Consider the following 23,635-nt stretch of genomic DNA (forward strand, 5'->3'; position numbering starts at 1 on the left):
CGGTTCTCTGCTCACGCGCAGGGATCCGGCATTTTAAATAACAATCAAACGTTGCCGATTTCGTTGATTTCTTCCTCGGCTTGCTTGGTGATTTTGATTTCTTTCTCGCCCAGTTCGGCGCTCAAGGTATCCATGGCGTCGTCCCGGGACTTGATAATATCCATGTTGAAGATGATGTTCTTAATGTCGCCCTTTTGGTAGTCGAAGCTCTCGAACTGGATGAACGGGTCTTTTTCTTCACTCCGTACTTCCTTGTCGATAGCCTTGGCGAGTGCCTTGGCGTATACGGCATCCTTCATGTTCGGGGTGTCCTTCTCGGTAATGTAGCCGCGGGTCATCAGCTTTTCGCCAAGGGCCTTCACGTCGTCTTTGATTTCGACTTTGGGTGCTGTGTTCTTTGCAGTGTCTTTCTTTTCGCTATCTGCCATAATTCATCGCCTCGTACACCATTATAGCGCGTTTGGTAAGCCGGGGTGAAAAAAATCCCCAGACCGCAGCCTGGAGAATGAAAGTTTCATTGATTATTCGACGGTAACGACCGCAGTGGTCACCCCGTAAGAGGGTACTGACGCGTTGGGCCAAGCGACATCCAACTGGTTCGGATTGCTGTAGGCGAACGTACCGGTATCGTTGACGACCCGGTGGATCTCGGTACCATCGGCGAAGACGATCTTCAACCGAGTGCCCTTCGGATAGATGGACAGTGCGGCGGCAACACCGCCGTAGCCCATACTGGACCCGAGAACGGCGGGGTCATAGAACGAAATCTTCATGACCCGCATACCGGATGAACTGCTGCTGGTACCGGTGCTGGTGCTGGTATTCGTCGGCGCGGCGCTCGTATTGCTCGCGGCGGTACTGCTGGACTGTTTCGCCGCTAAGGCTTCCTGCTGGGCCTTTTGGGCAGCCAGGGCAGAAGTCAGCTGGGCTTGCAGGCCGGACAGCTGGGACTTATTGTCATTCAATTCTTGCTGGAGCTTCGTTTGCTGGTCTTGCGCGGCTTTTTGCGCCGCCTGCAAGTCATTCTGGTCTTGCACGATCTGCTGCTTCTGGCTCTGCAGCTGGGTTTCTTTCTGCTGCTGCTCAGTCTTCAGACTGGCCAGCTGCTTCTGGGCGTCCTGGACGGCCGTTAAGGCATCCTTGGTGGCCCCAGAGATCTTGTTGACGGTGAAGGTCCGGCTGATCAAGTCGGACAAGTTGTCGCTCTTGAGCAGAAAGTCGATGTAGATATTACCGGTTACGGTATCGGCGTTCTGTTTCTGTAAAGCAATCAGCTGCTGTTTCAGCGTGTCTTTACGCTGCGCAATCTGGGTCTGCATGGCACTGATCTTCCCCGACAGTTCACTGATCCGCGCCTGGGCGGTGTCGATCGCCTCTTCGGTACTGTCTAACTCGCTTTGCTTGGCGACGACTTGCTTGTTTAAATCGTTCAACTTGTTGGTCTGGTCATTGATTTCATTGACCAGCTTGTTCGAAATATCCTTCTTGCTGCTGATGGCGGACTTCGCATCGGAGACCGAATCAGCGTGTACATTCACGGGAGTGACGAGACTGCCGAGCATCATAAGGGCGGCAATCCCTGCTAAAACGCGTGAAATTTTCTTCATGTTTGATGACCTCCTGAACTCTGTACACGATAACACGGTGATTGTTACAGTTTCGTAACGAGATCTTTACAGGTTGCCACATTCAACTTGTAAGGTCAACAAATCTGTAATAAAGGAGGGCCTATAAGCAATATTGACAGGGCCTGAATGTCATGAAACCCGCTAGATACGCGTATCAACACGGGTTCAGCAAATAATGTAAACGGTCTATGAATGTCATACAAGCTGTTCTATAATATACGTAACTTGCCGTTATTGTATTAATGCAAGCAATACAACCCAAGGCGGTGATTTTCGTGCAGTTCCACATCACGGAAGACAGTGCCCAACCTATCTACATCCAGCTGGCCCAACAGATCATTATCGGCGTGGCCACGGGCGAGCTGCACCCCGGCGAGCAGCTCCCTGCCACCCGGATACTCGGCACCAGTCTGAACATCGATCCGATGACCGTCTCCAAGTGTTACCAGTTACTTAAGACGGACGGCTACGTGGAGGGCGACCGCCACCGCGGCACCCGCATCAGCACCCAGCTGCCCATCACCACAGACGAGATCATCACGCCGGAATTGACCGTGGCGTTGGCGAAGGGATTATTGCAGGGTCTGACCATTCGACAGCTGCAAGACCTTTGCCAGCAGATCCTGCTCCATTTCCACCCGCTGCCGCAATCGACACCGAAGATGCCCCAATCCTAGCCATCATTCCCGTATTCGTGTCATCCCCCTATCCCCATCCTTACCAGCATACGAGAAAAGCGCCTGCCCGGACCGAATCGTCCGCACAGGCGCTTTTCTATCTATATTATGTTGTCCGAATGTTGTCCGAATTAAGCTGGGAAATGGGCCAGGCGGGTGTTCTTCACATCAGCAATGGTCTTCGTCCCTGCCAGCTGCATGTCGATCTTCAGCTCGTCGGCCAAGTGCTCGAAGACGCTCTGGACACCTTGGGCACCGCCCAAAGCCAAGCCGTAGACGACCGGCCGGCCCAAAGCAACCAGATCAGCACCGGCGGCCAGGGCCTTGAAGATGTGGGAACCGCGGCGAACGCCGGAATCGAAGATGATCGGTACCTTGTGGTTGACCGCCTGGGCGATGCTCGGCAGCACGTCGAAGGAGGCCGGGCCGCCGTTCAGCTGACGGCCGCCATGGTTAGAAACGTAGATCCCGGCCGCGCCGGCGCCAATGGCCTTCATCGCATCGTCCGGGCTCATGATGCCCTTGGCGATGACGGGCAAATCGGTGTACTCGGCGATCCGCTCGATATCCTTCGGGCCGATCTTCTGGGCCGCTGCGGCGTAAATCTCCGCAATACCCTTGCCGGAACCATCGCCCTCAGAGTACTCCGTTAGGTTGGCCATGGGAATCGGGAACTGGAAGTGATTGCGCAAATCGTCTTCCCGGAAGCCGTCCACCGGTGCGTCAAGGGTCAAGATGATGCCCTTCACGCCGGCCTTCTTGGCTTCGTCCAACAGATGGTGATTGAAGTCCCAATCCTTGCTCATGTAGAGCTGGAAGAACTGCGGGGCCCCGTTGCCGGCCGCCGCTGTGTCCGCAATGGACGTGGACGAGTAAGTACTTTGGGCCATCAAGCCGCCGACAGCTGCGACGCCGCGGGCCGTGTCGGTCTCACCCTTGGCGTGGGCCAAGCCCTGGGCCGCCAGCGGCGCCATCATCAGCGGGGTCTTCAGCTTCAAGCCGAAGACTTCGGTGTCGGTGGCGGGGTTCTCCATGTCCGTCAGCGCCCGGGGAATGATCTGGGCGTGGTTGAAGGCCAGCGTGTTCTCCCGCAACGTCCACTCGTCCTCGGAGCCGCCGCGGATATAACCGTAGCCGCCCTTAGGGATGATGGCTTGGGCCTCTTTGGCCAAGTCGTTGACATTAATGAAATCCAGTTTTTGTTCACGATCACTTTGCTCGTAACCATTGGTCATTGTCATAAGTAAAATCAACCTCCAATTTCAATGCGGCACCTGCACCGCTACAAGACCCATTATATCCACTTACAAAAAGTAAGCAAGGCTTTCTGCAAAAAAATACCAGGACAACCCCAAACCGGGACTCCCCTGGATGCGAATGTGGACTAATTAGCTACCGTGCTTCCCGCAGGGCCGTGACCGCCGGCGCCGGAATCAGATGAACGCTGAGCGGCAAGTGCTGGACACCGATTTGGTGCCACTGAGCGATCAGTGTCTCCGGGTCGATATGCCGGTCGAGGATCACGATGCCGCAATCGCCGCCGCCGGCACCGGAGGTCTTCGCCGCCCCGCCGGCCGCAATGGCCAGGTCGCAGAGCTGGGTCAGTTTGGCGGTCTCAATATGGACGTGGCTGAACTGACTCAGTTGCTGGAGTAAGAAACGGTTGCGGCCAATCTGCTGCTTGATGAGGGCCAAGTTGCCCTCCCGGAAACCCTGGACCAGTTTCTCCACAACGGCCCGGCTGCGGTGCAAGAAATGCTTGTACTCGGTCCGGGAGCGGGACGTGGCCGCCTTGATCTGGTCCACCAAGTGGGAGGTAGAAGCCGGCGAACCGGTCCAGCCGATGAGCAAGCGAAGGCTCTCCGGTGGGGTGAGCAGTTCGATATCCAGCCCCGGCCAGGGCATCGCCAGCAGTTCGCTGAGCGAGGCCAGGTTGCGCTGGGCCCGCAGCCATTCCCGGTCGAAGGACCGGTAAGCGATCCAGCCGCCGAAAACACTGGCGGCGATGTCGCCCAGCGACCCGTTTCCTTGGATGTCCAAGTGAGCGATGGCGGCCAGCTTATAGATCTGTTCCTGACTGAGGGCCAGGCCGTAGAACTGCAGCAGAGCCTTGACCGTGCCGACGGTCACCGCCGCTGAGCTGCCCAAACCGAACTTACGGCCGTCGGCAGAATCCAAGTCGGAATCAACATACAGATTGAACAGCCGTAAGGCCTTGCCCTGCTCGCTAGCGTACGCTTCCGTCAGCCGAATCGCCGAAAGGATGTAATGGAAGGGATTGTCCCGGTTATCGAAGACCATTTCGTCGCCCTGGCGCTGCCAGGTGATCGAGTTTTCTTGGTACTGCTTCGATTGGATACGGCCCATCCCGTGGGCGGCTTCGATGCGCACCGTGACGAATTGGTTCAGGGCCACGATGACTGCGGGTTCGCCCGCTTCCACAACAGCGTACTCGCCGGCAATATATAACTTTCCTGGTGCTTTGACAGTAATCACGTAATAGCCCGTCCTTGTCTATGTGACATTATCGTAAGTCTAGGGAAAATAGTACCAGTCACCACCCCTGCGGCGCAACCGCGGTCCGCCATCTTTCCCAAATCATCAGAAATTCTCGGCCAGCGGGACTGGACCAGAGAAATGGACAATGTTAAGAAACTTGCCAAAAATATTATGAAATCTCTGGACATCTCAGAAAGTGAGTGTATGATGTGTAGTAAATTACTGAAAAAGAGGGAATACCCATGCTCACTGATCCCAAGACGATTGACTGGCAGCATCTCGGCTTCGAGTACATGCAGACACCTTACCGCTTTGAAGCACACTGGCGGGATGGGGCCTGGGAACCGGGCCAGCTCACCAAAGACCCTAATATGACAATGAACGAAAGCTCACCGATTCTCCACTATGGTCAAGGCGCTTTCGAAGGCATGAAGGCTTACCGGGCCAAGGACGGTCGCATCTTGCTGTTCCGCCCGGACCAAAATGCCCAGCGCTTGCAGCATTCCGCTGACCGGCTGCTGATGCCGGAATACCCCACCGACGACTTTCTCAACGCCGTCAAATTGGTCGTGGCGGCCAACGCCGATTACGTCCCGCCTTACGGCACCGGTGCCACGCTCTACATTCGCCCGCTGCTCATCGGGGTCGGTGAAAACATTGGCGTGCACCCAGCGCCCGAGTATGTCCTGCGCATCTTCGCCATGCCGGTCGGCCCCTACTTCAAGGGCGGCTTGACTCCCACCAGCTTCCTGGTCGTGGACTACGACCGCGCGGCCCATAACGGCACCGGCCAAAGCAAGGTCGGCGGCAACTACGCCGCCAGCCTCCTGGCCGGCCAGGAGGCCCATACCCACCACTTCAGCGACGCCATCTACCTCGACCCGGTGCACCACCGCTACATCGAAGAAGTCGGTTCCGCCAACTTCCTGGCCTTCACGAAGGACGGCAAGACCCTGAAGACGCCCAAGTCGCCCTCGATCCTGCCCAGTATCACCAAGTACTCCAGCCTCTACCTGGCCGAGCACGTGCTGGGCATGAAGACGGAGGAGACCCGCATCAGCATCGACGAGCTGGACGAGTTCGGCGAAGCCGCTGCCTGCGGTACCGCCGCGGTCATCTCTCCCATTGCCGGCATTCAGTACGGCGACCACTACCACGTGTTCTACGACGAGAAGAAAGTCGGCCCGATCACCCACAAGCTGTATGACTTGCTGACGGGGATCCAGTTCGGCGATGTGGACGGCCCCGCTGGCTGGGTACAGGAAGTGCCTTTAACTTAGTTTCTGAAATGTGAAAGTTCAATCGGTCTTTTTTTGCTCTTCAAGCCCGTCGTTCTGGGCTTTATGACTGCACAATAAAAGCGCAAGTTTTCTCCTGCGTTGTATACTGGATTCGACGAAAATCAGTAACAAAGGAGAGCTTGCGCCATGAGTAATATAACACAGAACCGGTCTCAGAAGCAGAACAAAGTTGAAAGTTGGCTAAAGAAGCCAATCCAGATGGCCTTTCACCTGGTCCACATAACCCGGTTGACCCGCCAAGTTAATTATAAGCGGCGGTCGTCTCTTTCCTTCCCCGATGTCTTGGGGGCCATCCTTTCTTGGGTGAAATTTGCCGGTCGGTCGCTTTACCGGTCAGATTGGCCGGCCTGCTTTACCAAGCGGACCGCATATAACGTCTTAGAAGACGGACGTATCAACTGGTGTAAGCTGACCAGCGGATTCCTTGCCGGACTCCTGGTCAACGCTGGTTTTATCTTCGACAACCGCGCCAACCTGGCCTTTATCCTGGATGATACGATCATGCCTCGTCCTCAGGGTAAGAAAACTGAGCTGCTCGCCAACGGATATGACCACGACTCCAGTCAGTACAAACGCAGCTTTCGCGATCTCACCCTGGGCCTGAGCGACGGGAAAAACTTCATGCCGGTCAATAACCTCCCACTGTCGAGCAAGGCGGCTAAGAATCGGGTCGGTGCACCAGCACAGACTATCGATTGCCGTTCCAATGCAGGCCAACGCCGGACCCTGGCGATGAGGCCGATGAATGAAGTCGCCCTTATTCTTCTTCAGAAAGCACAGGAGTGCGGTCTCCATGCATCGATTGTGTTATTTGACAGTTGGTTCAGCTCGCCTAAGATGTTCTTCCAATTGCGTCGGTTGGGTATGCACGGCTTGGGTATGGTCAAGCGCACCGAGAAAGTGTATTACCGGTTCCAGGGCAAATTGCGGAGCGTGAAAAACATATACGATACACTGCGCCGAGAGCATCACCGGAAGTATGCCAAGTACTTGTACAATGTCAAAGTGAAAGCCCATGTCGGTACTCAGGAGTTCCCGTTGCGGCTGATTTTCGTCACCGATCGGCACCGGCACGATACCTACTTGGTCCTCGCCACCACGAAAATCGGTTTGCGTCCTGACCAGATCGTCTCGTTATACGAGCGCCGCTGGCAGATTGAGGGCTATTTCAAGACAGCCAAGCAGTACCTGCGGCTGACCCAAACCAAGATCCAGGACTACGACGGCCTATGCGGTCATATCGCCATTGTAATGCTCACCTATGATTTGCTGGTCTGGCAAAAACGAATGGGGATGGATAAGGAGACGCTCGGTGACGTCTTCCTACGAATGGAGAAGGCCATGCCCACCATTACCTTGATCACGCTGTTAGCTGGGCTGATTGGAGCAGTCCGCCATCTCTGCAAGCAATACGGAGTGCCCAGAACCGCATTAAATAACACGATCGACAATTATTTGGCTGGTCTGCCCAGGAGACTTGAAAATGCCCCTGATTTAACAGGATGTACTCAATTTTGGGGCACTTAAGCCCCGTCAGCCAAGGGGTTCAGCCAAATCTAGCTTTCATATTTCAGTTAGTTTCTATAGAAGTAAGAGAGAAAAAAACCGGGACAATCGTCACTGCGCTTCTGGCGGTGTGGCTGCTGCCCCGGTTTTTTTGCGTAGGAAGCTTCGGGTACCCGGCGATTTGGGCCCTCCGGCTGGCTGGCGCTGGCAGTCAATGCCGCCGCGAGCGTACGTTCACGATAATCAGCAGAGCCAGCCGCCAGAACACATAGCCAATGGTCAGGACGACTAATCCGGTGGTCATGTACCGGTAGATTGGCGAATCAGTAAACGACAGCGCAACAAACAGGCCCAACAAGAGCGCTAGTGCAATGGCAAGTGCTGGTTTCATCTTCGGCACGACAATCCCTCCCTACTAAGCATCCCAATTATAGCAAAAAACGCTTACAAACTAGTAAACCGTCCTGTTTGATAAGGGCTCAGCAGCCCGTCCTAGTATGGTCTCAGCGCTTTATGTAAAGCTTTCCTCGTAGGGAGTGGTCGCACAAAAAGAAGACCGCTAGTCCTCTCATTAGTCGCCAAACTAATCGCAGAGAGAAGCGGTCTTCCTCGGATGAGATAGTACCAGATTTTGCGTTGCGGTTAAAGGGTACCAATGCCGTTTCATTGAATTGTCCCCAATTTTCTGGTATATTATCCGTAGGTGCCAAACCTATTGGGACGCAGAGCTGCTGGCGGCGTAAGCCGTTTCGAAAACAGTTTCTGCGCCCCTTCTTTTTTCTTCTCTTAGTCATGACAGAAAGGAACACGCTCCTCCTATGGCCATTCTCCTCCCTATTGTTCTTGTTCTTGCGACCACCACGATCCTCGCCCAAATCTCTCGTCGGCTGAATATGCCGGCCGTCGTTGGTCAGCTGCTCGCCGGGATCCTGCTCGGCCCGGCTGTCCTCGGCTGGCTGCGGCCCAGCGAAGTCATGTCGATCTTTTCTGAACTCGGCGTCATCGTTCTGATGTTCCTTGCCGGGCTGGAAAGCGACCTGCACTTGCTGCGCCGCTTCCTCAAGCCGTCGCTGTACGTCGCCTGCATCGGCGTGGCCGCTCCAGTCATTGCCCTGGGCGTCGCCAGCAAGCTGCTGGGGATGTCGGTGATCGAGAGTATTCTGGTGGGCATCGTCTTCTCCGCCACCTCCGTGAGTATCTCGGTGGATGTGCTGAAGGAAGAAAACGCGCTGAACCGGCCGGAGGGGGCCACGATTCTCGGGGCCGCGGTGGCCGACGACATCCTCGGCGTCCTGCTGCTAAGCTTCTTCATTAGTTTCGGCGGCGCGCAGAAAGCAGGAGAGCAGCCCAACCTGTTGCTGTCGATCGGTGAACAGCTGCTCTTCTTCGGCGGCATCGTTGTTCTCATTCGCTGGTTGGCACCGCTGCTGATGCGTTTCAGCGAACGCTTGCTGGTGATTGCTGGACCGACGCTGATGGCGATGGTCATCCTGCTGGGGACCGCTGCCTTGGCGGACTTTGTGGGCTTGTCCGATGTGGTCGGCGCCTTCTTCGCCGGCGTCGCCGTGGCCCAAACGCCCACAAAAAAAGAAGTGGACGCCAGCATCGAGCCCATGGGCTATGCCTTCTTCGTCCCCTTCTTCTTCGTTGGGATCGGTTTGCAGATGAAGCTCACCTTGAGCTGGGCCGACCTAGTGCTGATCGTCTTGTTCACCATCCTGGCTGTATTAACGAAACTCTATGGCGGTATGGCCGGCGCGATGCTGGGCGGCTTCACCAAGCAGCAAGGGCTGACCATCGGCGCGGGGATGGTGTCTCGGGGCGAGATGGCGCTCATCACCGCTCAAATTGGCAACGACGCCCACCTCTTCCCAGCCGAGCAGTACCCGGCCATCGTCATCGTCATCCTGCTGACGACGCTGCTGTCGCCGTTTATCTTGAAGCACTACCTGCATCCGCAGCCAGCGCCTGCTGCCTGATCGCCGCCATCCGGGTGAACACATCGCCCTCTTGCTGGCTCATCTCCCACGTCCGGGAATGGATCGTTGATCCTGGCCGGTTGATCTTGGTATACAGCACCACCGGGTTATACCAGAAATTCTCCCCGGCGGCCGCGGCCTCCGTGGCATACAGATAATCCTCGGCAATTTTTAAACTCGTGTCATAGGTCACCCCGTGACTGGTCAGCATTGCCCGGGAGAACCCCTTGTTCCAAATGTAGCCGCCCACGGCCGTGCCGTGGTGGGTGACTTGGTCCAGCATGTCCGGCTTGCTGATCTGCTGCCAGCGGTCCCGGCCGCCTGTGCTGCCCCGCCGGAACCAGCCGCCGCCCCAGGTGTACCCGACGGAGACGATGTCGGCATGGTGCGCGCGGAAGCCTTCAATGAGCGTTGCCGCAAAAGCCGGCGCCACCTGATCATCGCCGTCCACGAAGGTGACCAGCGGCGCTGTACCAGCCGCCACCCCGGCATTGCGAGCCGCCGATGTGCCCTCATGGTGCGGCAGCTGAACGACCTGGAAGCGGGCATCGGCCGCGGCCGTCTCCTGGGCCAGCCGCAGCGACCCATCGGTACTGCCGTCATCCACCAGCCAGACCGTGAAGTCGTCCGTGTCCTGCTGCCGCAAGCTGTTCAGTGAATTCTTGAAGTACCCGCCCAGATTATCGAACGGGACCACGATATCTAATGTTTTGGCCATCTCACTCAGCCTCCTTCGAAGTTGCGGTCATCTTAGACGCATTGGGAGAGAAAGGCAAAGGATATGCTTGGCGGGGAGTGGGTGCCTCCGTAAACGGACTCCGGCCGACAGCCCCACACAGTCTAAGGACCCCAACAGCAAAAGCCCAAGTACGGGGCTGACCTCCTTGGCTACCTCTGGAAACGAGCTCCGCCGAGCAGGCCACCACAGTCTAAGGACCCTAACACCAAAAGCCCAAGTGCGGGGCTTTCGGTGTTAGGGCCACTTAGCCTGGGTGGCCTAACCGCTCGGCTCCGCTCTCTAAAAAAGCCGCCAAGCCCACACAGCTTAGCGGCAGCCGACTAGCACCTGGCTAGTCTTTTTTTTCGTCTTTGTTCTTAACCCGATCGATGAGATCGCCGACCTTTTCGGAGACATTTTCTTTGATCTCAGAGACTTTATCGCCAACATCAGCTTTCAAGTCTTGAGCTTTGCCTTCGGTTTCGGCCTGCTTATCACCGGTCACCTTACCATAGGTCTCCTTTGCCTTACCAGCGAGGTGGTCCTTGGCATTATGCATTTGATCTTCTGTCTTAGACATTCACACCACTCCTTTAGGTGATTAGGTTTCCCGATTGTGTGCACGCTGATCCGTCTCGGTGACCGCGCGGATCACAAGTTGATGGCGCCGAGCCATATAATCAAACTCGATCATACTGCCGGGCTCAATACCCATTGCCTGGCGGATTTTCACCGGAATGACAATGCGTCCTTTCCCATCTACTCGATTGTGTTTGCGGTGAACCATTTGGGGCCTCCTTCATGCACACTCCCCACGCTTATAATGATACCAAGGTGGGCCCATTTTTCCTACTTTTTTGCCCACAAAATCGTGATTGCTGGACCCCGTCGCAATCCCATGTATAATGGGCTCTAATCCATAAAAATATCAAGAAACGAGGGATTTGAGATGGCAAATGAATTTCCCCAAGCACTGACCATTGCTGGCGCCGACTCCGACGGCTCCGCTGGCATGGAAGCCGATCTGACCACGATGTTTACGTTAGGTGTGCACGGCATGTGTGTCCTCACGGCTGCGGTATCTGGCAACTCCTACGGTATTGACGCCGCCCACAACATGCCCACCGACTTCATTGCCCAGCAGTTCAAGACGCTGGCGGCGGACTTTAAGATTCGGGCAGCGAAGACCGGGATGCTTTCTGACTCCGAACTGATCCGCACCGTCGCAACGAACGTCAAGGCCGGCACCTTCGGCCCCCTGGTCCTGGACCCGGTGATCATCACCAAGCACGGCGCAATGCTGCTGGAAGAAAGTGCCTACGAGACCCTTCGCCAGGAGCTGATTCCTCTGGCCACCGTCATCACCCCGAACTTCTTCGAAGCCCAAAAACTAGCAGAAATGGATATCACCACCGACGCCGATATGGTCACCGCCGCCCATAAGCTGCAAGACATGGGCGCCAAAAACGTTCTGGTCAAAGGCGCGCACCACGACGGCGACCAGGATGAGGTCCGCGACTTCGCCCTCTTGGCCGACGGCACCAGCTTCTGGCTGAGTGCGCCCTATGTCGCCACCGAGCACATCAACGGCACCGGCGACACCCTCTCCGCCGCCATCACGGCGGAACTGGCCAAGGGCAACGGCATGGCCGACGCCTTCCGCATCGCCAAACAGTATACTTACGAAGCCATCGCCGACCCCATCGCGGTGGGCCATAAGTTCGGTCCCATCAATCACTGGGCACCAAAAATGACGCGGCTCAAGTAGGCTGCAACGAACATAAGGTTGCGACCCAATCTACGGACAGTGCATTGCGCTCGTCTTGTGAATTGGGTTCCAGCCTTATTTAGGTTGAAGAGACGTTTGCCACCTGGGAGTGGTTTGTGAAGATGCATCTGATTTCTCACGGGCAAATTGCCAATACCCAAAAGCCCATTCTTACAGTGCGATTGTCCAAGAAAGCAGCAAGACTGAATCTTTCAATCTGAATCCAACTTGGACGTGTTTGCCCACTCCCTGTTTCTGTTTTGTGGAAGGCGTACTGTGACAGCCGCTTAAAGCCTTAAATTTGGAACGGTTACGGCTTTACACGCGGATTCTGAACGGTCACCTGCAATGGCCCCACTACCAAGCTGAGGTGAAATGGCTCCGGTATCAGCGGCCAGAACGTTTGCTCACCAGTATTGGTATTGAAGAACAACTTTCCATTCGGTCTGCCAAGCCCGGTTTGCCCAGTAACACTCAGAGCTCGAATAATGAGAAGCAAGGCTCCTACTGATCCTGTAATCATCCGGGATGGTAGTAGCCTCGTCTGCGTACTGAATTATCCGACGTTTAACTTACGCTTCGTGTGGTAGAAGAAGCGACCAAATTGTACGATATCGTACGAATTTGGTCGCTTTCACTTCTACGTTTGTGGAAATGTTGGCCACACTCATGAAACTTAAGATGCCCACAACAGAAGTCTTTATCGTTTGATCCCTGGTTTATGAGGATAGTGATCGTTGTCAGAGGATGATTTTCTTTCAGCTCGTTTCACTGTGTGAATACGCAATCCGCAGTAAATTGCATCCCCCATTGCAATTATCCCAAATATAAGAATGAAGCCAAGCTCGGTGGGCATTGCGTTGAATAATTGAGAACCCTGCGGATGTCGCAGTACCTTGACAACCTGCCCTGCCACAGGGATGCCGATGACCAACGTCAGTATGTCAATGAATAGGTTAAACCGATACGCATTTAAGGTGAAGCGCAGAGAAGAATGCCCTTGGACGATACTTTTGATTAGGTTGGCTGTCTTTTTGTTTTTCATCGATGTGTGTTTCTGCTCTTTTGTGACAGTAGCATTAGGAATAAAAAACGGCTTGTTCTTGTCGAATGAAATGCGTATGACTACTATTTGTGTAATAGTTAATCACATCCAAGAAATACGAATAGTTTGATGACACATCGTAGTATTCGTCTACCGTGTAATAGACATTGTGTGCGCCACCATTACCAAAGGCTAAAGCATCGTAAACGCCCTTAACTGCAATGGTAATGCCGGCGATTTTTCCTACGCCATATGGGATTGGCAGTAAGTCGAGGATCAACGACGTTTCCGCACTGCGAATGAGAATATCGGTGGCCATGTCGCCACTCCAAGACTGTGAAAATTTCCAATTTCCTGCATACTTGAAATACGTGTCACCGCCACCGCCAGCAGGCACAATCATTTGTGTGCTGTTTGTCTGGTTCACATTTGATGCCGTCTTTGAGCTCTGTTGAGTATCTGTGTTTGTTGTTGCAGCGTACGCCCGTGTTGCTGGCGCCAGAATACCTGCGAACAGCAATAAAGCAGAAGCCAAGACAATAATCCGAGCGAAGAACCCAATCTTTACATATTTCATGTGAATCACTCCTTTGTTTTTTGCTGGCGCACGCTGCTCACAATCTCATGGGTGTGGAACAAAAGGATTTTATGGTTGTCATTAGACGACATGGCGCGTAAAATCATTTCAACCGTTAAACTGTTCCTTTCGCATACTTACCTTTTTGGAGGGATTATCATGCGCTTTACGCCTGGCAAAACTTTTCACTGGTTCAGAGTCGACAATCGACATTTCAGTGCGACTGCAACCGCCGAGGGTCTCATCAATACGTCAACGTTGCATCGTTTCGAGTCAGACACAACGTCCCCGTATCTGATCGATGTTCTCCCTTTGCTCGACCGTTTACGCATTGATCCGTCTGAATTTTTTTCTCGTGAACAAGGCTTTAATCACACACAGGTTGCACGCTTTTTTCAATCGATTAGCTCGGCTTACGAAAATCGTGATGTGTCGGCACTTCTCAGGTTACAAAAGTTCTTCGAGTCTCCAGCGACACATGAAGCAGCATTGCCTTATCGCCACTTGGATGCGATTGTCGTAAATGCAGCCCTTGCGATGATGCACGACAAGCCACTGCCTGACACAGATGTTGCATTTGCTATGGCTTATTTTCATCAACAGCCTAATTGGCTGTCCTATGACTTGCACGTCTTGCGGTGGCTTCCTTCATTTTTATCCAAGGAAGATTTGATCTGGGTGGCACAGAATTTGTATCTGCGCGCGTTAACGTTCATCGAATCGTTGGATAACGCCAACTCAGTCGGCAACATCTCACTCGACGTGGCCACGCAGCTAATTATTTCTTTGCCAGCAGATCATACTGCGGCATACCTCTTACGCCTAAGCGGTGACGTGACAGCTCTTCAGAAGAAGATGCAATTCTCAATTCATCGTAAGGTGCTTGAGGCGGCTATTGCGTTCAACCAGGGTGAGACCATCCAGGCACAAATCATCCTTCACCGAGTCTATGATGCACTCGACCTGTTTGACAGTGAATGGGACGAGAGGATGGTGAGTGCCACCTGGCCTAAATTGATACATGCCGTTTCTTGATTGCCATCACTCCTATTGATGTTGTGACATCAGAATACAGCATCATGTAACCGCCATCAAGAGGGGAAGGCATAGACGCGTCACTGTTTTTTTGATCTGGCGGGTTTTGCATGGTATGACAACATCAAGCAGTACTGCCATCTTTTGAGTATGTGCATCCGTGCCTGCATACCAACATCCGCTTCATCAGACACGTTGAGCAACAGAGCGCAGATCTTGAAATATGCGGCGACTGTCACCTCATTGCCAGGCGGAATCAACGGGCGTCTCTTTCAACACAGCCTTAAAAGATCGTAGACCCTGCCACGCGTAGCGCATTATGGTTCTTGACTTGAAACTTCTCAATACGCAAACAGCGTCACCTTTCTCACCGCAACAAATACAGCAGCAAGCCATTCGCCAGCACATGCACCAGCCACGGGAAGCGCAGATCCCGGGTGACCTCGTACAAGGTGGCGAAGACCAGGCCGACGGCGCACCAGAAGAGCAGCGCCAAAGACCAGGAGAACTCATGGAGCAGGCCGAAGATGACCGCGCTGGACAGAACGGTGAGGATGCGGAACACCACATTATCCCGGTTCCAGAAATAATTCATGAAGATGCCCCGGTACGTCAGCTCTTCGATGAGCGGCGCCCCGACCAGCTGGCCGACCAGTGTGGTGATTGGAATCACCGCCCACTGCCCCTTCAGCACGGCGGCGTACCCGGACAGCGGCGGCCGGGTGCCGAGATACACGAGCCCGGCCATGAGCAGGGCGGCCGCCGCGCTTGCAACCCAGTTCTGCCACTTCCGCGCGTGCCGGCCGAAGTCTTTGGGGTTCCACTGATGCAGCATGTGCAGGTAACGGTTGCTGAAGAAGGTGACGATGGCCGCGGTCAGGGCCAGGGCGGCCAGCGCCAGCCAGCCGTCGTGGTCCCGCATCCAGGCGGTGGTCAGGCCCAGCTCCGGCAGCTGCGCTGGTGCCTGGTACCAGCCCATGATCAGGAAGTAGACGGAGAAGAAGAAGACGCGCTTCACCGATTCACCGAAGCGGTAGAGCAAGCTGTCCTCAGTCATGACCGATCACCTCCCGTCGCTTTATTTCAGCATTTGCAGCCCAATCAATAACATCGGCGCGTTGTTGAGAAAGTGGAGGCCGATATTGACCCCCATGTTCCCCGTGCGCCGGTACACATAGGCCAGAATCATGCCCAAGACCACGTAGATTAGTGTCCCGGCCAAGTTGTCGTTGCGGTGGACGGCCCCGAACAAGATCCCCGAGATAAGAATCGGCCAGATGGGATTTTTCGTATAAAAAGCCGTCATCACGTATCCCCGGAAGACCATCTCTTCAATGATCGGAGCCGCGAACACCGTCATGAGCACGATCATGATGACCATCTGGTTGCCATTCTTCAGAAGCGCTTGGATGGCCGCGTCATTCTGGGTCATTTTCTCCCCGGACGTGCCCGTGTAGAACGGAATGAGCAGGAGCTTCGTGCCCAGCATGACCAGGTAGCCGACGCCCAGGTAGAGCCAGTCCCGCGCTTCCCAGCGGCGCACGAGGGGCTGGCTGGTATATTGGCGGATCAAGCGGCGCACGGCCCAGATGGCCCCGCCGTAAAGGACGATCATCAGGACCAGCAAGGCAATGAAGACCGGGGTGCTGGCCGGGTGATGTTCTTTTTTCATGATCAAGACCGCCGACATCGGCAGTTGCGGAATGAAGACCAGGGCGAGTCCCACCGCCAGCCAGACGATGCGGACCACCAGATCCTTGAGGGTGCGAATGGACCGGCGGGGCGGCTCCTGATGGGGCATGGGCAGCCGGGTTTCTGTCGGTACTTGGTATGAGGCCATGGGACAGGCTCCTTTCTGTATGTCTCCCATTATAACGTTCCTGCCGCTGGACCCCAACGCAGGGGCGCCGGTCTTACAACATCGTAAGGCAACCGCTGTTAACGCCGAATGGTAACGGCGGCGGGTTGTTCTGGGCGGCGGGCCCGGTATGATAAGGGTATGCATGATCGCAGAAAACGGAGGAATCAGCTATGTCAGAAAAATCACCTTTGGCCGGGAACTTGCAAAACTTGCGCGCCCACTTCGGGTACACCCTGGAACAAACCGCAGAAGGCGCCGGCGTCACCCGCCAAGCCATCGCCAAGTGGGAAAGCGGCCAGTCCGTCCCGGACATCGCCCACGCCAGTGCCCTCGCCCGCTTCTACCGGGGATGGCCTGGACCAACGGCGTGACCCCCGGCGGACTTGGTGCGTCAGCTCGGCTTTCTCACCCTCGGATTCGCTGCGTTCGCTGTCAGCTTCGGGCGGACACTCACGGTGAGCACCCGGCGGTTTCAGCGGGTAGACTTATGAGTCCTTTCTTCCTGCTTAACTCGCCTGGCGCATCGTCCCGTCCAGGATCTCGTAGATATGGTCCGCGAACTGTTCCAGGCGCATGTCGTGGGTAACGACAATGATCGACTTGTCGTGCTTCTTCGCCAGGTCGTGCAGCAGCTGGCCGACCACGGCGACCCGCTGACTGTCCAGGGCCGCCGTGGGCTCGTCGGCCAGGACGATCTCCGGGTCAGGATACAAGGCGCGGGCGATGGCCACCCGCTGGGTCTGGCCGCCGGACAGTTCGCTGGGATACTTGTCCACCAGGTCGCTGATCCCGAGGTCGTCTAAGAGGGCCGCCAAGCCGCTCGGGTCCATGTGCGTCGTCCCCTTGATGCGGTCCACGAAGCTGAATTGCTCTTGAACCGTCAGGAACGGCACCAGGTTATAGGCCTGGAGAATGAAGCCGATCTTGTTCAGCCGCAGGGCATCCCGCTGTTTCACGGGAATCGTCGTCAGCGGTGTGTCCTCCACTGTGACCGTGCCCGCGGTGGGCGTCTGCAGTCCGCCGGCAATGGTGAGAAAGGTGCTCTTACCCGAACCGGAGGGCCCGATGACCAGACTCATCTCGCCTTTCTGGGCGGTGAAGTCGATGTCCTTGAGCACTTGGATCTTGCTGGTATCGTGACCAAATGTTTTATCGATATGGTGCATTTCAATCGTGGTGGTTTTTGTCATATTAAGCGGCTCCTTTAGCTAATGACCGTAACGGGATCAACTTTGAGGATGAGTTTCACGGGGATCAAGGCCCCCACGACACCGGTGAGCAGAATGCCGGCGGTAACGCCAATGAGCATGGGCCAATTGAAGGCAATGGGCACGGCCGCGGGTAATAATTTAGCGGTCAACGCCGTCAGGCTGCTGCCCAGCGCCAACCCGCCGAAGACGAGCAGCAGGGCCTGGCTGATGGTGTTGTTCACCAGTACCCCGGACGGTACCCCTTGGGCGCGCAACACCGCGTAGTTGGGAATCTTTTGAATCGTCAGAATGTACAGGAACACAGCGATGACCACCAGGGAGATAATCATCAGAAAGGCGATCATGAAGGTGAAGGTCATGTTCTGGGCGCTGTAACCGGGCAGCTTATTGATGAATGTGCTCACCGGGTACGTCTTTAGTTGGGCGATCCCGGTGCTGTAATCCGCGTCGCGGGAAATGATGCCGCTGGCGGTGAAGGTGGCCGGTAATTTCTTCAAGTCCCGCCACGTGCTCAGGCTGCCGTAGACGACCGGGGCAATGTCGATCTTGGCATTGTGGGTGAAGCCGACGATGGTGTAATGGTCCTTATTGGAATTGAACTGAATCTTATCCCCCAGGGCGTAGCCGTCCGTCTTGAAGGCATCGTCGACCACGACTTGGTTGGCTTTGGTCGGTTTATGCCCGTAGACTAGTGTCAGCTTGGTGCCGATGAACTGGGCCCAATCCAGCCCTAGGAACTGGGCCGAGACATTCTTGTGCTGGGCTTGTTTGGTCACAACGGGTGTCTGGCCCACGTAACTTTCTTTCTTCGTCAGCGTCAGTTTATCCGTCTGGCTTTTCGTCAGCATGGACTGCTGCAGGCTGGTGTTGGCGTCTTTATCCAGAATGACACTCTGGGCGCCCCAGGAGGTGATGGCCTCGGTGCTTTGCTGCGCCAGGCCGAAGGACAGCCCGCTCAGGATATAAACTAAGTAACTGATCAGCAGGATCATCCCGACGATCAGGCCATAACGCAATTTTTCGTGTTTAATTTCTTTCCAAGCCAAGTACATTAACGGTGACTTCCTTCCAGTTGGTGGAGTGCGGTGGCGAATTTCTTCAATAAGGTGTCGTGCAAGCGGGGGTAAAGCATCACTTGCCGAATGACTTCGTGACTGAGGATGGTGGCGGCCCAATCCGGAGCGGCCAGCTCAGCGAGCTGTTCCGGTGAATTGAGGGCGGTGGGAATGGCCACCGCCCCCTCGTTTTCTGTGAAGTGGCGCTTGATCAAAGCGCTGTACGGATTGTCCGCCAGCGAGGCGAGGAACTGCTCTGCATAGGCCAGATAGCCGTCAGCGTCGTAGCCCGGCGTGTCCTGCACGCGGATCTGCTGGTGAATATCGCGCATGGCGACACTGTAGATGTAGACATAGGCGTCGGCCAAGTCAGCGAAGTACTTGTAGAAGGCCCCCCGGGCAATGCCGGCCGCCTTCACGATGCGGGCTACTTGGGCGTCAGCGAAGGGATAGGCGGAGAATTCTTGCAGGATGGCCTGGGTCACGATCTGTTTCTTTTCAGGTTTGAGGTTCAAAAATGTGGACGTGGGCATGGGATTGACTTCCTTTCAAAAGTGACGCTGTGTCACTCAACAGAAATTATCTTACAGGAAAAGTGACATGGTGTCAACATTTTGTTTTTGAACACAAGAAACCCGGATGATGCAGGGCCCTGCATCATCCGGGTAAGGCAAGAAATGGGTTACGGTTTAAGCTTGCTAATCAATCTTGAAAATTCGAATCGCACCGGCCATAAAGATGAACACCAGCAATTCGCCAATACCGACAAGGCCAAAGACCGGCCACGTTTTGATGTTGATGGCTGAAAACACATAGGTGCCTACCGGCATAAAGAGAATCGCAACAGTAAAAATCACACTGAAGACTCGCCCCAAATACTCTGTTTTCACGTTAGACTGAAGATCTGAAAACAGTTGAATGTTGAATACGGTCATGAAGCCAGACGAAACCCCACAAAGGATCAAAATCATCGACCAATGAAAGGTTAAGAACGGAATGGCAATAATCGGCAATGACACCCCCAGCAGACACCGGCTGTATTGGGTCATTGACCAATCGAGTTTGAGCAGCCCATTCAGCGAGGCGCCAACAATATTTCCCACGGACTCCGCAATCAATATGTAGGCAAACATATTATCAAAGTGCGCCATCTGATTGGTAAAGGGAATCGAAAACTCGTACCCCGCGAAGAAGAAGTTGATCAACGAACTGGCAATCAGAACAGTCATCAACCCCTTATCGCTCTTAATGTACTTGAATCCCTCCCTCATCGCATGCAACGTTGTTTCATGGGCACCCGGCTTGACGGGACTGGTATTGATAACTTCAAAACGCCACTCAATGATGGCCGAGATAAAGAAACTGAGCGCGTTTACCAGCATGCCAAATTTGAAGCCCAAGGCCGTTATGAGCAGCATGCCCAGCAGCGGGGTCACAACACTGATCAATTCAGAAATTGTTTTAGAAAGGGAGTTGTATTTGTAGATGTTTTTCTTGGACAGCAGGTCTTTTACGATTGCCTTATAAGTCGGGCTGTTAAATGAGTACAACACGGCCAAGATGACATTGACAATCACGAACAACCACGGATTGGACTTGCTGTACTGCAAAAATACAACAAATGTCGCAATTGCTGCCGCAAGGTCCGTGATGACGAGAACTTTCTTCCGGTCCCTGGTGTCAGCAATGACTCCGCCGAAGATGTCGAAAATGATGCTCACAATTGTCTCGCTAGCCTGATACATTCCCATAAAGAAGCTGGACTGACTGCCGAGACCGGCAATAACCAACTTGTTGGCATAATCATAAATCTTATTGCCAAAGCCGTTCGTCTGACCCCGGGCAATCAATCGTACAATGTTTCTATTCTCTTTTTCCATGGTCTTCTACCCTTCCCAGGTCAGCTCATTGACAGTCAAGTCAGTCGTATCGCTTGTATGGCAAATCGAATAGTCCGCTTGCCTGAACAGATCACCATAGAGAATACAGGAGATTGTTCCTTGGTGGGAAAACACAGTGATGTAGTTTTCTTTGAATGGCAATTGTTGAATTTCTCGGATCTCACTATCGGGATCTTTCACTTCACCAATATAGTTCAGAGAAATGTTCATTGCGTTCCATCGTTCGGCCACCCGCGGCAATGCCTCTTGATGGGCGCCCACGGTGTTGAATAAACAGTAGCGAACATCAACACCTGTCTGATTAAAAGCCACCCATTGCTTGTACCGCGTCATAAACGTGCCGTAGTCATCAGTGTCTCTTACCTCGAACGGCACAGTGGCGTGAACATCGCCGATGACATTAGACGCATCAAAATCAGCGAAGTGACGAATATTTAAGGCCAGCTTGCCCGTAATGGACGGTACTTCCCGATCCTGAATCACGGCTTTTGCCACAATATAGGCAGCGAGGGCGGTGATACTGTCTGTATCGCGTTGGCTGGTGTGGAATTGGGCAATATACAGCTTCGTATCAATTTTGTGCAAATGCAGATCAACACTTGTCTGCGGGATTTTGTCGACCACATCTTCGAGATTGGTAGTCTCATTGGCTTCCTTGACGAGTTTCATGAAGCCGGCAAAACTGCTCTCAGGTACTTGAGCAAGCGTCAGATCCCCCCGGTACAATTTCCAGAACAGGCCCTGGAACATCGTCGCTGAAGAAGCATCGATGGTATGGTGAGTGAAGACAAAGTCCAACTGTTTGGCACTGACATTCAAAAGGCAGGCAAAAATGGGCAACCCTTCCGTTTCATAGAATACTTTCTCGATATCCTGATCGTCCATCCCGTGTTGGGTAACAAAGACAATCGGTTGATTGTTGGTAATTGTCTTGAATGCCAACCGTTCATCTTTGATAAACCACGCAAGGTTGAGAATGTCGATTCGGCTCATGAGCTGACGAATCGTTGTATCGATTGCGTCAACAACATCCTGCGTCACTTCAGGCAGTGCGATAGAGACCCGGTACAGCGCCTTCTTTCCTTTCAGGAATAGGCTTTGCTGTGATGAAGAAGCCGCGACCACATCAGCACTGTATTGATACTGGCGACTCTTGATTAGCGTCCGTAGATTAATTTTTTCGCTAATCAACGCGTTGGGCTGTATATCATTAGGCATCGCCACCTCGGGATGTTCAATATAGTGGGTCAATTTGGCGAGCGTGTCCAGTTCAAATACCCGGGCATCGTCAATTGCTGTAGAAAACGCTGTTTCCACGTCTAGGAAGAACCGGACAGTGTCCAATGAATCCAAATCACTGACCTGGGTCACCTGGTACTTCGCCAATATCTGCTTTAGTTGTGCATAAACGGATTCATTCCCAACGGTAGAATCCGTCCCCTGATACTGTGCAATCATCGCATTCGTGTCAAACTTACGGTTATACGTGTAAAGAAAAGAGTCAGCCCGAATAATGATGGGATTCAGGTACTCGGGCAACTTGTTCAATATTGCCCTGTGCTGATCTGCTCGGCCAATATAGAACAAATAGATTCGTTTTCCCCGATACTTAACCTTAACTGAGACAATTTCTGGGAGTGAGGCGACAATACTTTCGATTTCGCCTAATTCAACTCGAATCCCGTTAACTTGCACTTGATCATCTTGACGACCCAGAAACACAATCTGGCCCCCTGCGTCGACACTGACGTCGTCGCCTGATTGATAGTAACGTTCGCCATCTTGGGTTACAAATTTCTCATGATTCTTGACCTCGTCCAGTAAGTAACCCAATGTGACGCCCTTACCGCCGATGTACAGTTCCCCTTTGTCTCGTACTGTGTGACCAGTTTTATCGACAAGTTTAACAACAGCGCCATGAAATGGGACACCAATCGGTACAGCTGTGCGTTCCTGCCCAGTAACAGCGTAGTGGGTGGCATAAATCGTGGTCTCTGTCGGTCCATAAACATTAAACACATGGCAGCCGGCCGCTAAGGCTGCAGCCAGTTTTTGCACGAGAGAAACGGGGAATGCTTCTCCGGCAACCAGCAGGTAGTGCAACTGGTCAAAGACATGTGGCCCGGCGATATCTAATAGTGCTTCCGCAAAAGAAGGCGATAACGACAGATGCGTGATACGCTTTTCGGCAATCAACTTAGGAATAGCCCGGATGCTCTCTGCTTTTGAAGGACTTGATTGTAAGCATACCAGCTGACACCCAGTGAAAACGGGAGCCAACACCTCACTAAGGGAGACATCGAAAGAATATGGCGTAGAAAAAAGAAAACGGGAGGCGGCGTTCATCTCGACAAGCGGATACAACTCACCCAGAATCCAGCAAATATTCTCTTCTGTTAGAAATACCTTTTTTGGAACACCTGTACTACCCGAAGTGGATAAAATGTATGCCGTCTCATTCGGAAAGGGCTGCGCGAATGTGTTATCTTGGGCAGGGCCTAGAGACGATCCTCTTCCCACAAAGACAATCTTCCTGCTGCTAAGTACGGCAGAGTCTCTGTCGACGATAAGCGTATCCCAGGGAACGTCGGTAACGCGATTAACTGCCTCCCTAACTGAAAGTGCTGAGACAAGCGGCATAGGAATTCTCCTGGCAAGCCAGATACCAATGATTGTCGGTAATACATTCATTGTCTGTTGCAAATAGAATGGCACGACTTGTGTGCTTTCAGCCTGACCAAGCTGAGCGCGCACCGCTTCCGCCATGTGAAGAACGTCAGCAAACGTCAAGTGGGTGTCTCCCGACACGATTGCCACTTGAGTAGGATGGGCAGCGGCCTGATCCATAAATTTTTGAAGTATTTTCATGTGTTA

At 53.8% G+C, this 23,635-nt stretch carries 23 protein-coding genes and 2 pseudogenes; 7 read left to right on the forward strand and 18 right to left on the reverse strand.

What is annotated here, in order from left to right; translation table 11 throughout:
* Nucleotides 1-44: 44 nt before the first annotated feature.
* From L248_RS06685 to L248_RS16515, 3 genes and pseudogenes are all read right to left on the reverse strand, one after another.
* Nucleotides 45-428 (reverse strand): hypothetical protein, encoded by a 384-nt coding sequence (locus L248_RS06685; protein WP_022529380.1) that lies wholly within the window; start codon nt 426-428, stop codon nt 45-47.
* A 93-nt stretch (nt 429-521) separates the two neighbouring features.
* Nucleotides 522-770, reverse strand: a pseudogene (locus L248_RS16510) (hypothetical protein); the annotation flags it as partial.
* A 339-nt stretch (nt 771-1,109) separates the two neighbouring features.
* Nucleotides 1,110-1,607, reverse strand: a pseudogene (locus tag L248_RS16515) (coiled-coil domain-containing protein); the annotation flags it as partial.
* A gap of 296 nt (nt 1,608-1,903) precedes the next feature.
* Between L248_RS16515 and L248_RS06695 the strand changes: the two are divergent.
* Nucleotides 1,904-2,305, forward strand: a complete 402-nt coding sequence (locus L248_RS06695; protein ID WP_196812001.1) for a GntR family transcriptional regulator — start codon at nt 1,904-1,906, stop codon at nt 2,303-2,305.
* 131 nt (nt 2,306-2,436) lie between these two features.
* Here L248_RS06695 and L248_RS06700 read toward each other — a convergent pair whose 3' ends face one another.
* Together L248_RS06700 and L248_RS06705 are read right to left on the reverse strand one after the other, a co-directional pair.
* Nucleotides 2,437-3,546, reverse strand: coding sequence for a lactate oxidase (locus tag L248_RS06700; RefSeq protein WP_022529383.1), 1,110 nt, complete (start codon nt 3,544-3,546; stop codon nt 2,437-2,439).
* A gap of 151 nt (nt 3,547-3,697) precedes the next feature.
* Complete coding sequence (locus tag L248_RS06705; RefSeq protein ID WP_022529385.1) at nt 3,698-4,801, reverse strand: phosphomevalonate kinase; 1,104 nt, start codon at nt 4,799-4,801, stop codon at nt 3,698-3,700.
* Nucleotides 4,802-5,046: 245 nt separating this feature from the next.
* On the opposite strand from L248_RS06705, the gene L248_RS06710 reads away from it, so the two are divergent.
* Together L248_RS06710 and L248_RS06715 are read left to right on the forward strand one after the other, a co-directional pair.
* Complete coding sequence (locus L248_RS06710; RefSeq protein WP_022529386.1) at nt 5,047-6,084, forward strand: branched-chain amino acid aminotransferase; 1,038 nt, start codon at nt 5,047-5,049, stop codon at nt 6,082-6,084.
* A 147-nt stretch (nt 6,085-6,231) separates the two neighbouring features.
* Nucleotides 6,232-7,632: an IS4 family transposase gene (locus L248_RS06715; protein ID WP_051999884.1), complete on the forward strand. Its 1,401-nt coding sequence runs from the start codon at nt 6,232-6,234 to the stop codon at nt 7,630-7,632.
* Between the two features lie 190 nt (nt 7,633-7,822).
* Here the strand turns inward: L248_RS06715 and L248_RS06720 are convergent, their stop codons facing one another.
* Complete coding sequence (locus L248_RS06720) at nt 7,823-8,011, reverse strand: hypothetical protein (RefSeq protein WP_022529388.1); 189 nt, start codon at nt 8,009-8,011, stop codon at nt 7,823-7,825.
* Nucleotides 8,012-8,429: 418 nt separating this feature from the next.
* Here L248_RS06720 and L248_RS06725 point away from each other — a divergent pair, with 418 nt between their 5' ends.
* Nucleotides 8,430-9,590, forward strand: coding sequence for a cation:proton antiporter (locus tag L248_RS06725; protein ID WP_022529389.1), 1,161 nt, complete (start codon nt 8,430-8,432; stop codon nt 9,588-9,590).
* Here L248_RS06725 and L248_RS06730 read toward each other — a convergent pair.
* From L248_RS06730 to L248_RS06740, 3 genes are all read right to left on the reverse strand, one after another.
* The gene (locus L248_RS06730) at nt 9,544-10,308 is read right to left on the reverse strand and encodes a glycosyltransferase family 2 protein (protein WP_022529390.1); all 765 of its coding nucleotides are present in this window, start codon (nt 10,306-10,308) and stop codon (nt 9,544-9,546) included. The two genes, L248_RS06725 and L248_RS06730, sit on opposite strands and share 47 nt — an antisense overlap.
* Nucleotides 10,309-10,660: 352 nt before the next feature.
* Complete coding sequence (locus L248_RS06735; protein ID WP_022529391.1) at nt 10,661-10,888, reverse strand: CsbD family protein; 228 nt, start codon at nt 10,886-10,888, stop codon at nt 10,661-10,663.
* A 21-nt stretch (nt 10,889-10,909) separates the two neighbouring features.
* A complete protein-coding gene (locus L248_RS06740) occupies nt 10,910-11,095 on the reverse strand; it encodes an AbrB/MazE/SpoVT family DNA-binding domain-containing protein (RefSeq protein WP_022529392.1) in 186 nt (61 codons plus the stop codon).
* Nucleotides 11,096-11,257: 162 nt separating this feature from the next.
* Between L248_RS06740 and thiD the strand changes: the two genes are divergently transcribed.
* On the forward strand, nt 11,258-12,076 hold the full coding sequence (gene thiD / locus L248_RS06745; RefSeq protein WP_022529393.1) for a bifunctional hydroxymethylpyrimidine kinase/phosphomethylpyrimidine kinase: 819 nt from the start codon (nt 11,258-11,260) through the stop codon (nt 12,074-12,076).
* A gap of 700 nt (nt 12,077-12,776) precedes the next feature.
* Here the strand turns inward: thiD and L248_RS06755 are convergent.
* Nucleotides 12,777-13,121: a hypothetical protein gene (locus L248_RS06755; protein ID WP_040535335.1), complete on the reverse strand. Its 345-nt coding sequence runs from the start codon at nt 13,119-13,121 to the stop codon at nt 12,777-12,779.
* 34 nt (nt 13,122-13,155) lie between these two features.
* A complete protein-coding gene (locus L248_RS06760) occupies nt 13,156-13,698 on the reverse strand; it encodes a hypothetical protein (protein WP_022529395.1) in 543 nt (180 codons plus the stop codon).
* 75 nt (nt 13,699-13,773) lie between these two features.
* Between L248_RS06760 and L248_RS06765 the strand changes: the two genes are divergently transcribed.
* Nucleotides 13,774-14,733 (forward strand): translin family protein, encoded by a 960-nt coding sequence (locus L248_RS06765; RefSeq protein ID WP_155828584.1) that lies wholly within the window; start codon nt 13,774-13,776, stop codon nt 14,731-14,733.
* A gap of 367 nt (nt 14,734-15,100) precedes the next feature.
* On the opposite strand, the gene L248_RS15145 is transcribed toward L248_RS06765, so the two are convergent.
* Nucleotides 15,101-15,790, reverse strand: coding sequence for a CPBP family intramembrane glutamic endopeptidase (locus L248_RS15145; protein ID WP_022529397.1), 690 nt, complete (start codon nt 15,788-15,790; stop codon nt 15,101-15,103).
* Nucleotides 15,791-15,811: 21 nt separating this feature from the next.
* On the reverse strand, nt 15,812-16,573 hold the full coding sequence (locus L248_RS06775; RefSeq protein ID WP_022529398.1) for a CPBP family intramembrane glutamic endopeptidase: 762 nt from the start codon (nt 16,571-16,573) through the stop codon (nt 15,812-15,814).
* A gap of 191 nt (nt 16,574-16,764) precedes the next feature.
* Here L248_RS06775 and L248_RS06780 point away from each other — a divergent pair, with 191 nt between their 5' ends.
* On the forward strand, nt 16,765-16,965 hold the full coding sequence (locus L248_RS06780; RefSeq protein ID WP_022529399.1) for a helix-turn-helix domain-containing protein: 201 nt from the start codon (nt 16,765-16,767) through the stop codon (nt 16,963-16,965).
* Between the two features lie 135 nt (nt 16,966-17,100).
* On the opposite strand, the gene L248_RS06785 is transcribed toward L248_RS06780, so the two are convergent.
* The 5 genes from L248_RS06785 to L248_RS06805 all read right to left on the reverse strand — a co-directional run bounded on the left by L248_RS06785 (nt 17,101) and on the right by L248_RS06805 (nt 23,629).
* Nucleotides 17,101-17,784, reverse strand: coding sequence for an ABC transporter ATP-binding protein (locus L248_RS06785; protein WP_022529400.1), 684 nt, complete (start codon nt 17,782-17,784; stop codon nt 17,101-17,103).
* 14 nt (nt 17,785-17,798) lie between these two features.
* Nucleotides 17,799-18,857, reverse strand: coding sequence for an ABC transporter permease (locus L248_RS06790; RefSeq protein ID WP_022529401.1), 1,059 nt, complete (start codon nt 18,855-18,857; stop codon nt 17,799-17,801).
* Complete coding sequence (locus L248_RS06795) at nt 18,857-19,393, reverse strand: TetR/AcrR family transcriptional regulator (RefSeq protein ID WP_022529402.1); 537 nt, start codon at nt 19,391-19,393, stop codon at nt 18,857-18,859. Before L248_RS06795 ends, L248_RS06790 begins: the two co-directional genes overlap by 1 nt.
* Before the next feature lie 165 nt (nt 19,394-19,558).
* The gene (locus L248_RS06800) at nt 19,559-20,740 is read right to left on the reverse strand and encodes an MFS transporter (RefSeq protein WP_022529403.1); all 1,182 of its coding nucleotides are present in this window, start codon (nt 20,738-20,740) and stop codon (nt 19,559-19,561) included.
* 6 nt (nt 20,741-20,746) lie between these two features.
* Entirely contained in the window at nt 20,747-23,629 is a 2,883-nt protein-coding gene (locus tag L248_RS06805; RefSeq protein ID WP_051999886.1) for a non-ribosomal peptide synthetase, read from the reverse strand.
* Between the last annotated feature and the right edge of the window lie 6 nt (nt 23,630-23,635).

Source organism: Schleiferilactobacillus shenzhenensis LY-73 (assembly GCF_000469325.1).
Lineage (GTDB): Bacteria > Bacillota > Bacilli > Lactobacillales > Lactobacillaceae > Schleiferilactobacillus > Schleiferilactobacillus shenzhenensis.